Here is a 13,113-nt window from a genome sequence, read left to right as displayed (position 1 = left end):
TACACCTATTTGCCCAAAAAACCGTCGATTGATATTTACCCAAAAGATTTGCCTGCATTACCTCCTGCCGTTTTTTAGTTCCGTCGAACTCACGTGTTGCTGGAGTTGCTGATTCTCAATCTCCAGCTTTCTTAACCCCTCCATCTCATCCAAACGCTGCTGTAACTGGATGTTTTGCTCTTTCTGCTGCTTGTACAGGTTTTGCAGAGATTGAATTTGCTCAATTACTTGTTCTTCTGCTCTGGCCGATACTTCTGCTTGCAAACCAATTCTCAATTCCTGAGAGAGGCGCTCTAACTCAAGCTTGTGTTGTTCTTTGATTTGGGCGATCGCCTCAGAATACTCTTTGGGGTATTTACGCTCACTCGATTCGGACACAATTGCGTCATTTAAATCAGCATTGTTTACCAGCAGCCTTTCACCATCGCTGAAAGTCACAATCTGCTGTGAAGTGTTTGGCGCGTCTGCCTCAATCACTCCCGACTCTCCATAACGGGGATGTGATTGTGAGGAAATCCTGACCGATTTACACAATTGCGTTTGACTTTTTTCCTTTTCTGTGATTCGTTTAGTTTTTGGTGCAACTTGCTGGACTGCTTTGGCGAAGTCTGCGGGTGATTCAAACACTGGTCAATCAAAAGTTAGTGAAGATTAATAATACTGGTGCGGGATTTTTTGTTGAATTGGAGGATGCCAAATGACTAGCCACAAACAAGTTGTTTACCAATCCCAATTAGACCACAAAAGTAAATTGCTTCTTCGCTGCCGGACTCGAAAAAGATTCAACCCCAGGATTTTCATTGACCGCACCATAGAAACAACTGCAATTGTATCCCTACTTTTTACCGGATTTGCAGGAGTAGGGGCAACAGGTTGCTGGGGAATAGAGATTGCTACAAGTTCTCAATATTGGCAGCATCAGAAGAACATTTGCCTGGGGGGAATGTTGGTGAGCTTTTCAGCTTTCTTGGGCAGTGCTTTGATTGGAGCGAGTTTCAGTATTCAACGGGACAAATTTTAGGAGGAACAACGATGGAAATTAAATTAACTACATCAGAGATTCGGACTATCTTACAAGGTTGTCAATATACGTTGCGGCTCGTTGGGAGTAGTAAGGATTATCGTAGACTTCAATCGTCCGAGTACTTCTCTACTGCTCAAATATGCACTAGTTATGGCGACTGTTTAGCTCTCAAATACTTGATGGAACTTTCCGCAGAATACTTTGGTTTAATTGGAGTTGAATAAAATGTATAACGAATACGACGATTTGAGTTTTGAAGAACAATTACACCTGACTGAATCCCAAATCATACAACGACACAATCAGCAGATGTTCTTGCGCCGAAATGCCCAACTGTTGCAGCAGGAGTTAAGCTTTGAGGCTGAACTGTTAGAAGAGAATCCAGAGTTAGCCCAGGTGATTCATTCTCTTAATATGCAGGAGATTCAGAGTAATCAGCAAGGGCTACAGAATGTCTTAGGTTCAGAAGAATTAGGGACAAAAGAGCAAAGTGTTTGGAGTAAGTTTTTCCCGGTATTGGGAGGTAATTATGGCGCAGGCTAAATCAATTTCCTTAGATGTTGCTAACAAGCTTTTTGACGTAATTGAATGCATTGAAACTGAATCATATTGTCAAGGACGCAGGGTACAGAAGTAAGGCTTGTAAAGTTGTTGACCATGATGGGGAAAAATGATGCTGGAATAATCAAAACTGAGAATTTACATCAGGAGAAAAATATTCAGCCGAGCGTTTTATGGGAAAGTTTCAAGCCGTTTTGATAATAACCCATTTTGACTTTTTGATATTGTTTAGATATTGGTCAGCGTAGCAAAAAGCTGCTGCCTTATCGTATTTCGCTATATTCAGGGCTTGTAACAATACCTCTAAAGGAATTGCCATCTGTGTGAGCTTTTCGGCTAATATTACTGACTCTTCTTCTGTTGCTGCTACTGTCGCTTCTAATGGTTCAAATTTTATTTGCTTATTTATACGGTTATCTAACATTGCACTATCAGTCATAAATGCACCTTCAAAACTTGTATAATGCAGTTTTACTGAAAGGCAGCAGGAATGAATCCGTGTTTATGCGGGACTTATTAATCAGCTAACTTCATGAATCCGCACATTTGCCGTAGCGAGCGCATCTTGATTAAAAATTTCGTTCACCATCTTTTTCCAAGATGGAAATTAATTCAAACACTCGCATATTTTCTCCCCTCCAAACTTTATCTAGTAACCGCAAATTTTCAAGAGTTAGGTCGCTCTCTTTCACTATCGATATATTTGTTTTGCCCAGTGCCATCAACAAATCTTCAAATACCACTAAGCCATTAAACTCTAAGCCTTGAATCTCGGCTGATGCTAAAGCTGACAATCGCTCACCACAAATCTCAATCATGAACCATTCACAAAAATCTTTTTCCAGCAATGGATGACGACCACTGATCCCTTGCATCAGCCATAGACCATAAATACTGGCTGTTGCATCATCCATTGTGGCTAAACGTTTAGCTGCCACTCTCTCAAGATTCTCAAAAAATCGCACACCTAAAGCTTTTTGTAACATCTGCATTGGCTCTGGTAGTACATAAGCTACAACAGAAATTTGGCTATTTTCTAGTTGTTTAGAATGATAATTTTCTAAATACTCATTTGCCTCATTTGATGCCAACATCCTACCATCTGGGTGTAAGTTGAAATCAACCCCTGGCTTGAAACCTCCAAGAAAATAGTTTTTGAGTCATGCTTGTCGATACATCCTTTACGGCTTGTTGATAACTTTCTTTACCTACGTATTCTTGCAAGAACCAAACAAAATTTGCTCCCCTCTACTTGTACAAGAGCTTCTTTGAGGATTATTGTCTCATCCTCTAATTGTGCTAGGCTTAGGATTTCTTGAATTTCTTGCAGATTTTGACAAGAAATCGCTTCTATCAACTGCTGTTTTAGGAGTTTATTTTGCGAATTCATTTATCTCAATGCTCAACGGCACTTCAGTGCGTTAACTATTGTACAGTGACTAATTAAATTACGTTGAGACAAATCCGTGTCATCGAGTTCAGCCTTACCCAGTTTAGGCTTGCAACAAAGCCGTGTTGATGTAGGTTGTAAACTCCCAGTGCTACTTCTAAGCTTAATCCTCTTTGAGTGCAAGCTTTACACCCTCAATGACGCTAATTTGGCATAGCGACAAATAAAAAGTCACTGTACAATTTTAATTTTTCTAGGTTTATTTTTCTAGGTTTACTGTTCCAGCAATTTCTATAACTTCATGCCAGAAATCCTAAAAATTAAATACTGAATGCTTACATATCACCTGTGCTGCTATTGAAAGGTTAGCCAAAATATAGTCAGCAATTCCTAAACGAGACATTTCGGGCTGAGACTGATTACCCTGATCTATCAAAATCGTTTTACACCCTGCACTATGTCCAGCTTCTACATCACTGAGATTATCGCCAATAAACCAAGAATTTGCTAAATCTATATTTTGTTCGCTAGCTGCACGTAAAATCAAGCCTGGTTTAGGTTTACGGCACTCGCAAGCAATTGCATACTCAAATATTACACCATTTGGATGATGAGGGCAGTAGTAGAATCCATCTAACGATAGACCCGCTTTTTCTAATATTTCATTCAATCGGGCTTTCACTCCTATTAAGGGAGATTCTGGGAAATAATCCCGTGCTACTCCCGACTGGTTAGTAATCACAATTAATTTATATCCAGCTTTGCTAAGTATTTTTAATCCTTCAATAGCACCGATTTTCATTTCGATTAATTGCGGAGCAACATTGTTTGGTACATTTTCAATTAAAGTGCCATCTTTATCTAGAAATATCGCTGGCATTTGAGATTGCGAATTTAATTTGCTAGTTTGATGCCAAATTTTCTGATTTTTCAAGAAGTATATTTCCCCATCTTAAATCTAATACCACTTGCAAAAGACGACAACGGCGTTGCCGCGTCTCCCGTGAGCGCTCGCGTCCAGCATTATCGCACAGTATAAAACTCGCCAATATAATAAAGCAAGTATAGTCATTTACAGCAGTGGCGAGATTTGATATGCAGTGTATCATCTCCAGCTTATTGTCTATATAATTTGCTCTTTAGGAAGTAAAATCGCATCAACTCAACCCAAAACATCTTTATTACTTTTAGAATTGGGATTATCGGTATCTTAACTTGAAGAGCTTGTGGCATAATGAGCAATATTCCCACGGGAGAAAAATCATTGTTGAGGTAGATTAAATGCCTGTTACCTACGAACTTAGAGATTATCAACATCAGTGGATAAAAGATATTTGGAATTCTTGGGAGAATGGTAATAGGCGGGTGCTTGCACAACTCCCGACAGCCGCCGGGAAAACGGTGTGCTTTGCACATATTTCTCATAAATTCTTTGACCAAGGAAAGCAAGTTTTAGTCATTGCCCATCGGATTGAGTTGATATCTCAAGCTGCCGAAAAACTCTCAGAAATTATTGGTGAACCAGTTGGGATTATCAAAGCAGGTGTTCTGGCTAATCCCGAACGGAGAATCCAAGTTGCTAGCGTTCAAACGTTGAGCAGACGAGAGGTATTAGACTTACCAATGAACATTGGACTTTTGATATTAGATGAAGCGCATCATGCAACTGCTTTATCTTATCGGCGATTAATTGAACATTATGAAAGTGCCCAGATATTAGGTGTAACTGCCACCCCCCAGAGAATTGACGGTCAAGGTTTTGTTGATTTATTTGATGATTTGGTTATTGGCATTGACACTGCTCAATTAATTCAGGCTGGGTATTTAAGTAAGTTTCGATTATTTGCAACGAATCAAACTATTTCTACTCTTGGAGTTGCAAAGTCTCGTGGGGATTTTAGAGCCAAAGAGTTAGCGGTTGCCGTCACTAGCCAGATTGGGGTTAGCGAAATCCTTGAGAATTACTTTAAATATGCACGAAATCTTCGTACAGTTATTTTCGCCTGTAGCTTAGAACATTCTCGTGCCCTGGCTGCGGAATTTTCTCGTAATTATATTAGTGCCGAACATTTGGATGGAAAAACTCCCCCACAAGAGAGATTAGAAATATTGCAGCGTTTTCGCAATGGCACTACCCAAGTAATTACTAATTACGAAATCTTAACCGAGGGCTTTGATTGTCCTAATATTGAGTGCGTCTACTGTGTCCGTCCGACTGAAAGCTCTACTCTTTGGCTGCAAATGCTGGGACGAGTTTTAAGAACCTACACTTTAAAACCAACTGCGGTGATCATTGACATTACCGATAATTGGAAAAAACATGGACTTCCTGATGAAGCCCGCAAATGGAGTTTATTGCCTGAAACTATATCAGAAATACAAAACAAAGGCTTAATCCAATGTGAGCATTGCACCCATATTTTTAAACCGCTAACTGATGAATTAGCTAAAATTGAAGCCGAAGTTGACAACGATGGAGTGCTGATTCAACATCACCAAGCTATTTGTCCAAGCTGTGGTCAAACAATTTGTTTTACAACTATTGAGAGTCCTGCAAAGCCAAATTTTAGCAGAATCCGACTTAGACAGGGTTTTAGCCTTGAGCTTACAGAAATTGACCTTTCTGTTTCTACTTACAGATTAGACTTAGTTACTGATACGCTTAGAAGGCAGGGTTTACGGGGTGCAAGTCCCACTAAAATTTATAGCGCAATTTTCATCGCTTTTATTGAAAATATTACTAGATTTACTCTTGGAGATTGGCGCGAAATCGTTAAAATGGTTGAGCCATCCCAATCAGCAATTACCAAAAAAGCATGGGAACTGTATAAGGAAGCTTTTGAACGACATAAGAACCGCATCTTGGCTATGTCTTTTGTTGAACAGAAAAAGCTAAAACAACAAGGCAGTAGCAATGTGGCGACTAATGTAACGACAATAGAAGCTCTTGGGCAGTTGGAGAATAGTATATTCTGGGAACCAAAACCACAGGAAAAGTCATCTAAGTTCAAAAAGAATTTAGGCGATAATTATTTTAAAATGAAGTACAAATCACAATGGAAAGAATCTTTAACTTACTGTTCAATGCTAACAGGTGATTTTTTAAACATAAATGCTGGACTATTCCATGTGGAAACTAAAGATGTATATGTAAATATCTGTATTGAGGTTAGAGAACTTCCTGGGCTGAAATCCAAACTAACAGAGATTTGTGATCCCGCAGAGATTGAATATGCCTTTACTCAAGGGTTTGGGAAGCTTGCCAAGATCATGTTTCGGTTAAGTTGATTCCCAATGTTGGGTCATAATTGAATGGCACGCTTGAAAAGCGCTAACCCTTGATATTACTGGTTTTTGGGTGTGGGGTTTCAGGTTCATCTGACTGAGGTGACATCTAGCACGATTCATGCAGACTACTCGGAGGATTTCGGTTTCGAGTTTGACGAACAAGTATTTAGACCAGTCGCTTGCATCGGTTGCTCTAACTATCATGGGGTGAAGTCTGGTGAACATTTTTTAGTCTGTGGTATATATCCTTTGGCATATTATGATGATGATGAGAATCGTCCAGACTTTATCGAAGAAAGGCAGAGGGCAGAGGGCAGAAGGCAGAAGGGATTTATCCCAACTCTGATTGCCCGATAGCGCAGCGTTAGCGACGCAGGAGCGTCACCGTCTGCGCGACTAGAAGGAGCAAGGGTTTAAGACCCCCACCAAATTTAAAATTTGGTGGCTCCTTTTCAGGAGGGGTTTGAATCCTATAAGTGAAAAGAACCTTCTGCCCTCTGCCTTCTGCCTTCTGCCTTCTGCCTTCTTCAACAATCCATAACAACTGGCTAAACCGATATTTTGTGGCTCAAGTCATGGTCAGAATCATGACTTTTTTCATGAGTGATTGTGTCAGATATTTCTACAATAGTTGTATCTCATCAGATTGATATTGAGATTTTAAACCTCAAGTCTTATGTCGAAACACAAACTAATCCCTAATCATCACAATACCTTTCATATATGTAATTAGAAAGATATCGCTAATTTCTAAGTACTGCTGGAGATTTCTGGAATAATCATTATGCTTTGTGTAGTCAATTTATAATTCCAACTCAAACATTAATTGATGTTTTCATCAACTGAAGAGGGACTCATGATTAATCGGGCTATAGACATAATTTTCGTAGATTCCTTTGCCTTTGTAATTAATATCACATTTGGAACACTGCTTCATACTAAAATATGCAATTATTCCTGGGAAGGGAAAACACCCTTTAATTCTAAACCTGAAGAGATTGGCTCTAATCCACCCATTTCAACGTCATCTTCGGAAGATATACATTAGAGTCTGTTTGAAAAGTCCAAGATAGTTATAATTCATCATTCTGAACAAAACGAAGTGAAGCGAATAATCCCAATTTTTCGTTGGAATTGAGATGCTTTACTTCACTGCATTCAGTATGCCAAATATACTTTTCAAACAGACTCTAACTTTCATGAGGCTCTTGAGGCAGAGGAAGAAATAAGTGTATAAGCAATCTCTAACGCTCGTAAAAAGTACTCAAATTTTGTCTCTTTACTCCCTCTGCTCCCCTGCTCCCCCAGCAATCGGAAAACCTATTTCACGAGGATCTCACTTTTTTGCGTTGCTCCCAGTGTAGGGAGTGTGGGAAGGAATTGAGAATGGGTGCATAAAATAATTTTTACCATCGACGGAACATAAGCGATTCTTGGCTATCCCAGTTAAAAACTCTAATTCCTTGTTTTTAAAGAATTTTAGGTTTTTTCTACTTGAATACCATGTAAATTATCCATCTTTCCACTCACCTACCGACTAGCGATCGCATATTTTTTCTTCTTTTCCTTACTTCATTTGTTGTCTAATTTGTCAATGCGTAATTCCTGGAATTTTCCAGGTTCGGTGGTCAGTGAGTCGAAGATTTGTCTGTAGGTCGCGCTTTTACGGTTTGGTTCCCTGATGTTGGGTTCTAGTGGGAGGTCTATCGGGAACGAGTCTACATGGGCGGTGGCAATGATGCAATTGGGGTTGGCTTGAATATAGTTATCTATCTTTACGTTCCAAGTCTTGGGCATAGTTTGTTTTTAGCCGAGAGTAAATTTTCATGTTAACAAGTGGTGGGGGTTTAAGTCCCTGGACTTTCAAGGGCATCAGGAATTGAACGCCTAACTTAAATCCCTGTTACAAAACGTAATTGCAAATTGGTTTAACAAAGTTTAGGGGTTTAATTCCCCTGCCTAATTCGTGCAGCACGAATTGCGAATTGGTTTAATTATCCTATCGCTGCGGAAGTAATCAGAATTTTCGTGCAATATTACGTTGCCATCCCAAAATTGTTAAGCAATATTTCGCCAACAGTGTCAACCGCTACTTTTAACCCAATTACAAATAGACTTGTCCGAAAATTAGGTTTTGACCCTTGCTGTACAAGGTTTATATGCTCATTTGTGAATAAGTCTAATATACCAGTGCAGCGATCGCACTCAGCTTGGTTATATTCATCCTGGTCTTGGAGTCCACAAGAAAAGCAAAATTGAGAGAGATTCACCCAGCGTAATTTTAGCGCCTACTCGCTCCTTAGCTCTAGATGTCGTTTAAAATCACCCCTACTTGTGAAATTCAGCCATCATGTCTCACTTTCTTGAAACCCTAACTCCAACGAAAACGGTAGGCAGCCCGGATTGGCAGATGCCCACTCGTTGGCTTCTACAATTAGAGTTTTGTTGCCCGAATCGAGATAAAATTGCATTTTGGCACTCTGCTCCAAACGTTCGCGTTCTTTGCCTCCAATCAAGTATCGCGCAATCAGGCAGTACTCTCTAGCTACACGTTTGGCGTAGGATGCTGCTTGGAGTCGCAACTTAGTCAGTTTCTTCAGTTCTGCCAAAGCGACAGAATATTTAAGTTCAATATCAAAAACCTAATCTTCACTGGCTTAAACTTTTCTCTTCCAGATAAAATTTGTGATATTTTTTCAAAAAAAACGTTATGAGTGCAAAATTTATGATTAGCTTTTTGTTTCAATAACTTATAGTACCTCCCATGATTTCAGACAGACAGGATAAAAAAAATCAGTATCAATCAAGACTCGGAATTGAAGTATTGCAAGGACACAATCTTCCTGACCTCACCGAGCTACAAAGACATGAATTGAAGAAATCTCTTTGGGAACATGGTGTTGTTGTAGTTAGACAGCAAACTATTACTGCATCAGAATTGGAGGAATTTTCAAGACAGACCTTTGGAGTTCTAATGTTCGGTGGCAACAAAACATTAGATCCTGATATTAGCCCAGACCTCCAAAGCGAATACGTTTATATTTTGGGTAATCCGAAGGGAGAAACAGAACCAACGGAAAAATTCGCTTGGAAATGGCATCAAGACAAAGATGGACTACCACGCACTTCAGGACTGGATATGAATGCACTGTATGTTGTGATGCTTTACGGGGTGGAAGTACCTGCTCTGGATCTAGATGGACAGCTACATACGACTCAATTTGTTGACTTGATAGAAGCTTACAACAATTTAGACTATGAACAACAGGAGGAACTAGAAAATTTATCAATGTATCACAAAGCACCAGCCTTCTCTCAAGAAGCTGTTATTCTCCAAAAAGCGCATCCAATCGTATCAACTCACAAAGTTACTGGCAAAAAAGGACTGTATCTGGGTATAGACACAGCAATGCCTGTAGGTATGGAGGATAAACCAGAAAAAGCAAAATATTTCTGCCAAAGTTTGTTTCGGGCTGTACTAGAGCGAACACCAGTTTATTCCCATGTTTGGCAAAAAGGAGATATTATCTTTTGGGATAACTCACAGGTAATGCACCGAGGTATGCCGTATGATGCAACAAAATATAAACGTATTGCACTACGTTTAGGAGTTGTGGATAATAGCTTTCACTAAAATAATCTCCAATTTATTAAACGATAAGTCTAAATATACTAGACAGTCAGGATTTGTAAGCAATAATTGCAACTATAGAGAGAGTATTAACTTGAAAAAAAGTGTTATTTCATTTTGGAGTCTTCAAGGGTAACAACTTAAGCCGGGACTGCCTGTACGGTGGGCTTTTTAGACTTTCGAGCTTTTAAGGTACGTCGGGGTCTAGGTAGCTCTCCCATTTTCCCATTTGTAGAACTACTGACTCAAAACTACTGAAAATTTTGCATAGATGACGATGATACTGATAATTCTTCTCACGATGAGAATTGCTGTTTTCCCCAAAACCAGACAAGTATTGGGGTGTAGGGTGTAGTTTTAATAGAAATATAAAAACTCTATCCCAAAAAGGGATAGAGTATTCACCAATTCCGAATTCTGATTCCTGATTTCTTCTTTCTGATTAAATTTCGTCCAGAGAATGAGGCTTTTTACCATCTAGCAAAGCACTAACAGTCATATCGCCCATGACATTGATTGCCGTCCGGCAGCGATCTAAAAACCAGTCTACAGTTAGGAGTAAAGCAATGTACTCCTTGGGTAAGCCAACGGAATTGAACACCAATGTCATAGTGACTAATCCGGCCTCTGGAATACCTGCTGCGCCGACGGATGCAAAAATCGAGGTGAGAATTACAACTAATTGCTGTCCTAAATTCAAATGTAATCCTAAGACTTGGGAGATAAACAAGGCAGACATGGCTTCGTAAAGGGCAGTGCCATCATTATTGAAATTTGTGCCGACTAAAGCGCCTAAAGATGCAGAAGATTCTCTTAAGCCAATTTTAGTCTGCAAAACCTCAAAAGTGATGGGCATTGCTACGGTAGAGGAAGCAGTGGAAAAAGCTGTTAACAGGGCATCAGCTCCGCCACGAAGAAAGTTGAGGGGCTTTACCCAAGAACCGAGTTGGACTCTGGTGATGTAATAAGTAGCTTGTAACAATAGCCCCAAAAGTACGGAAAGAACGAAGGCACTTAGTGTTTGAAAAGGTGCAAAGCCTTTCTGAGCAATAATTTTAGCGACAATCCCAAAAACGGCAAAGGGTACTAAAGCAATAACCCAGTTGAGAATACGAATTACAGACTCGAACAAAATCGCAATCACATTCTCAATTGACTGATATCCCAGCTTGCCTGCGGCGATTTGTTCAGACTTTAATGCTCGTAGAACGATGCCAAAGGAAAGGGCAATGACAATTAGTTGAATGACATTATTATCGACTAATGGCTTGAGAATGGCTTCTGGCACAGCGCCTTTAATAAGTCCCCAAGGATCGAAACTTTGACTAGTGATTGTGGCTTGATTAGTAGAAAAAGTTAAATGGTTCCAAGTCCCAGGATGGAGAATGTTTGCGACTAATAGCCCAATCAAGATGGCAACTGTAGTATTGGTTAAAAGTATTACCGCTAGTCGTCGTCCGGCTATACCAGGGATATTTGTGGTTAAGAAAGTGTGCAGCACTGCCATCAAAATCAAGGGAGTAGCGAGGGTACTTAAAGCTTTCAACACTAATTCTGAGGGAACAGCTAAGTTAGTGATCAATGCGGTATTGTTGGGACTGGGATTTCCAGCACCGAGTGCGATTCCGAAGCACACTGCAAGTCCCAAAGCGATAACAATTTGTATCGTCAGAGGAATATGCCCCAACCAATGATGATTTTTCGGCGGTGAAGTCATTTGGAATTACGATTGTGATAATTAGATCATGGATGCAATAATATTAATACTCATAGCCAAAATACTGGTATTGAAAAAGAAAGAAAGAAAGTACTCCATGTATCAAAGCTAATCGTCTCATATCACATGATGTTGTTTGAATGTCTGAAACTTGGCTAGTCATGCCTATTACAAAATAAAAATATAAAAAATCCCAGTAATCTGGGTCACGCTCATCAGGAAAATCTAGACCACCGGACTCTTCCTGCTGACTCCAGAATTCTCCCTTCTAATGTTCCTGAAGATAGAAGACTTGAGAGTAAGGGGCAATATAGATATTATATATAATCAGCAAATCACTTGGAAAACTTAGCTGTCAATGAATATACAACTTCAACAGTTATTAATGCAAGTAATGGCAACATCGGTTAACGATCCATTAATCGATTGGCAATCAGAAAATCTTTTAAAACTATTAGTATTTGTTTTTATTTTCTCTATAGCAATAGCAATTAATCTTATTAGTAGGAAAGTGGAACACGCGATAATGTTTGCTTTGATATGCACTCTAATTTCTGTATCATTTATGATAATTAAATAATTCTAACTATCAATTAAACCTCAAACCATTGCTATACAGCATTTATGGTGGTCACAACTTAAATCTTTTTTACGCACTTTTGCTCCAACTACAACAGAAATGGTTGATCAACTAATCTCAGTTGCACTCGACTTAATAAATCCTCAACATTTAAGAAACTGGTTTGCTAGTTGCTGCTACTGTACCTCATAACAGCCGTAAATGCTGTATTAGTACCGAATATAATGATGTCATGACCACCAGTATTAGACACGAAGTAGCCACTGAAACGAACAAATAGCATAAATAAGTAAAAAGATATACAACTTAAGCGATTTAATTAGATGGCAGCAAACTGAAATTCCAGTACCTTGAAGTCGCCAATGGTATTATCAGTATGAGTTTAATTTGGCAGATGTTGCCGAAGTCTGGCGGCGGGGTAGTGAAATTGCTTCAAAGCTAATTGGATTTGACAGCGATCGCCTTATTGACAAGCCGCAATTTAGAAGAGTTTGGTGGTCGTGTATCAAATTCTGGCGAAGGGCGCCATGCGAACGCAGCAATTGAATCTGTAGCGACTCCGGTGAAAAGTTACAAGAAAGGCAGAGGGCAGGAGGCAGAAGGCTTTTATGAAAGGAATTTTAATAAAAACTTTAGTTCTGGGTTATTGCCCAGTTTAAAAAAAGAATTGTATCGATAGCGCAGCGTTAGCGAGTCTACGAGCGTCGCGGAAAGTGCCGCGAGATACAAAGCGTCATTGCTTCAATCCCACGTTTTTAAACGTGGGTTCCCTTCTGCCTTCTGCCTTCCCTACGGGACGCTGCGCGAACGTACTTCTGCCTTCTGAAGCGCTCTTTGCTCGTTTTAGCTGGCGTGGAGAAGCAAACTTTGCCGAGAAACTTTTGTCAGCTATGCGCTATCAGTTTGGCGGGTATGATGAAAA

The 13,113-nt window shown here is 39.6% G+C and carries 15 protein-coding genes and 3 pseudogenes; 7 read left to right on the top strand and 11 right to left on the bottom strand.

The genetic code is table 11. The features are described from left to right. Window positions 1-57: 57 nt before the first annotated feature. On the bottom strand, window positions 58-627 hold the full coding sequence (locus V7K76_RS23770) for a hypothetical protein (RefSeq protein WP_334774687.1): 570 nt from the start codon (window positions 625-627) through the stop codon (window positions 58-60). A 70-nt stretch (window positions 628-697) separates the two neighbouring features. Between V7K76_RS23770 and V7K76_RS23765 the strand changes: the two genes are divergently transcribed. Genes V7K76_RS23765 through V7K76_RS23755 form a run of 3 tightly spaced genes read left to right on the top strand, consistent with a single transcriptional unit; the run spans window position 698 to window position 1,567 of the window. Then, window positions 698-1,021 (top strand): hypothetical protein, encoded by a 324-nt coding sequence (locus V7K76_RS23765; RefSeq protein ID WP_334774688.1) that lies wholly within the window; start codon window positions 698-700, stop codon window positions 1,019-1,021. Window positions 1,022-1,032: 11 nt separating this feature from the next. Then, complete coding sequence (locus V7K76_RS23760; protein ID WP_334774689.1) at window positions 1,033-1,248, top strand: hypothetical protein; 216 nt, start codon at window positions 1,033-1,035, stop codon at window positions 1,246-1,248. Between the two features lies 1 nt (window position 1,249). After that, window positions 1,250-1,567 (top strand): hypothetical protein, encoded by a 318-nt coding sequence (locus V7K76_RS23755; RefSeq protein WP_334774690.1) that lies wholly within the window; start codon window positions 1,250-1,252, stop codon window positions 1,565-1,567. Window positions 1,568-1,769: 202 nt separating this feature from the next. Here V7K76_RS23755 and V7K76_RS23750 read toward each other — a convergent pair whose 3' ends face one another. From V7K76_RS23750 to V7K76_RS23735, 4 genes are all read right to left on the bottom strand, one after another. Continuing rightward, window positions 1,770-2,024, bottom strand: a complete 255-nt coding sequence (locus V7K76_RS23750) for a hypothetical protein (RefSeq protein WP_334774691.1) — start codon at window positions 2,022-2,024, stop codon at window positions 1,770-1,772. Between the two features lie 130 nt (window positions 2,025-2,154). Then, window positions 2,155-2,679: a hypothetical protein gene (locus V7K76_RS23745; RefSeq protein ID WP_334774692.1), complete on the bottom strand. Its 525-nt coding sequence runs from the start codon at window positions 2,677-2,679 to the stop codon at window positions 2,155-2,157. A 110-nt stretch (window positions 2,680-2,789) separates the two neighbouring features. Further along, entirely contained in the window at window positions 2,790-2,975 is a 186-nt protein-coding gene (locus V7K76_RS23740) for a hypothetical protein (RefSeq protein WP_334774693.1), read from the bottom strand. A 313-nt stretch (window positions 2,976-3,288) separates the two neighbouring features. Next, entirely contained in the window at window positions 3,289-3,855 is a 567-nt protein-coding gene (locus tag V7K76_RS23735; RefSeq protein ID WP_334774695.1) for a D-glycero-alpha-D-manno-heptose-1,7-bisphosphate 7-phosphatase, read from the bottom strand. A gap of 401 nt (window positions 3,856-4,256) precedes the next feature. Here V7K76_RS23735 and V7K76_RS23730 point away from each other — a divergent pair, with 401 nt between their 5' ends. Both V7K76_RS23730 and V7K76_RS23725 read left to right on the top strand, forming a co-directional pair. Further along, a complete protein-coding gene (locus V7K76_RS23730; protein WP_334953783.1) occupies window positions 4,257-6,263 on the top strand; it encodes a DEAD/DEAH box helicase in 2,007 nt (668 codons plus the stop codon). A gap of 72 nt (window positions 6,264-6,335) precedes the next feature. Further along, window positions 6,336-6,620 carry a hypothetical protein gene (locus tag V7K76_RS23725; RefSeq protein WP_334774697.1) on the top strand — a complete coding sequence of 95 codons (285 nt, stop codon included), beginning with the start codon at window positions 6,336-6,338 and terminating at the stop codon, window positions 6,618-6,620. Between the two features lie 1,042 nt (window positions 6,621-7,662). Here the strand turns inward: V7K76_RS23725 and V7K76_RS34655 are convergent. From V7K76_RS34655 to V7K76_RS23710, 4 genes and pseudogenes are all read right to left on the bottom strand, one after another. Continuing rightward, window positions 7,663-7,767, bottom strand: a pseudogene (locus V7K76_RS34655) (IS701 family transposase); the annotation flags it as partial. A gap of 104 nt (window positions 7,768-7,871) precedes the next feature. After that, window positions 7,872-8,060: pseudogene (locus V7K76_RS23720) on the bottom strand (AIPR family protein); the annotation flags it as partial. 239 nt (window positions 8,061-8,299) lie between these two features. Continuing rightward, on the bottom strand, window positions 8,300-8,533 hold the full coding sequence (locus V7K76_RS23715) for a hypothetical protein (protein ID WP_334774698.1): 234 nt from the start codon (window positions 8,531-8,533) through the stop codon (window positions 8,300-8,302). A 78-nt stretch (window positions 8,534-8,611) separates the two neighbouring features. Continuing rightward, window positions 8,612-8,872, bottom strand: coding sequence for a hypothetical protein (locus V7K76_RS23710; protein WP_334774699.1), 261 nt, complete (start codon window positions 8,870-8,872; stop codon window positions 8,612-8,614). A 155-nt stretch (window positions 8,873-9,027) separates the two neighbouring features. On the opposite strand from V7K76_RS23710, the gene V7K76_RS23705 reads away from it, so the two are divergent. Next, complete coding sequence (locus V7K76_RS23705; RefSeq protein ID WP_334774700.1) at window positions 9,028-9,897, top strand: TauD/TfdA dioxygenase family protein; 870 nt, start codon at window positions 9,028-9,030, stop codon at window positions 9,895-9,897. 439 nt (window positions 9,898-10,336) lie between these two features. Here the strand turns inward: V7K76_RS23705 and V7K76_RS23700 are convergent, their stop codons facing one another. Further along, complete coding sequence (locus tag V7K76_RS23700) at window positions 10,337-11,611, bottom strand: dicarboxylate/amino acid:cation symporter (protein WP_334774701.1); 1,275 nt, start codon at window positions 11,609-11,611, stop codon at window positions 10,337-10,339. Window positions 11,612-11,654: 43 nt separating this feature from the next. Further along, a pseudogene (locus tag V7K76_RS23695) lies at window positions 11,655-11,813 on the bottom strand (DUF1345 domain-containing protein); the annotation flags it as partial. A gap of 826 nt (window positions 11,814-12,639) precedes the next feature. Here V7K76_RS23695 and V7K76_RS23690 point away from each other — a divergent pair. Then, on the top strand, window positions 12,640-12,870 hold the full coding sequence (locus V7K76_RS23690; RefSeq protein ID WP_334774702.1) for a hypothetical protein: 231 nt from the start codon (window positions 12,640-12,642) through the stop codon (window positions 12,868-12,870). Window positions 12,871-13,113 lie beyond the last annotated feature (243 nt).

This window comes from Nostoc sp. (assembly GCF_036917975.1).
GTDB lineage: Bacteria > Cyanobacteriota > Cyanobacteriia > Cyanobacteriales > Nostocaceae > Nostoc.
The sequence above is the reverse complement of the archived record's forward strand: the minus strand, read 5'-3'. Positions and strand labels throughout refer to the sequence as shown.

Excerpts from the sequence above, each read along its gene's own strand:
- V7K76_RS23740 (WP_334774693.1), bottom strand. The coding sequence starts at position 2,975 with ATGAATTCGCAAAATAAACTCCTAAAACAGCAGTTGATAGAAGCGATT.
- V7K76_RS23745 (WP_334774692.1), bottom strand. The coding sequence starts at position 2,679 with ATGTTGGCATCAAATGAGGCAAATGAGTATTTAGAAAATTATCATTCT.
- V7K76_RS23750 (WP_334774691.1), bottom strand. The coding sequence starts at position 2,024 with ATGACTGATAGTGCAATGTTAGATAACCGTATAAATAAGCAAATAAAA.
- V7K76_RS23755 (WP_334774690.1), top strand. The coding sequence starts at position 1,250 with ATGTATAACGAATACGACGATTTGAGTTTTGAAGAACAATTACACCTG.
- V7K76_RS23735 (WP_334774695.1), bottom strand. The coding sequence starts at position 3,855 with ATGCCAGCGATATTTCTAGATAAAGATGGCACTTTAATTGAAAATGTA.
- V7K76_RS23760 (WP_334774689.1), top strand. The coding sequence starts at position 1,033 with ATGGAAATTAAATTAACTACATCAGAGATTCGGACTATCTTACAAGGT.
- V7K76_RS23700 (WP_334774701.1), bottom strand. The coding sequence starts at position 11,611 with ATGACTTCACCGCCGAAAAATCATCATTGGTTGGGGCATATTCCTCTG.
- V7K76_RS23765 (WP_334774688.1), top strand. The coding sequence starts at position 698 with ATGACTAGCCACAAACAAGTTGTTTACCAATCCCAATTAGACCACAAA.
- V7K76_RS23730 (WP_334953783.1), top strand. The coding sequence starts at position 4,257 with ATGCCTGTTACCTACGAACTTAGAGATTATCAACATCAGTGGATAAAA.
- V7K76_RS23705 (WP_334774700.1), top strand. The coding sequence starts at position 9,028 with ATGATTTCAGACAGACAGGATAAAAAAAATCAGTATCAATCAAGACTC.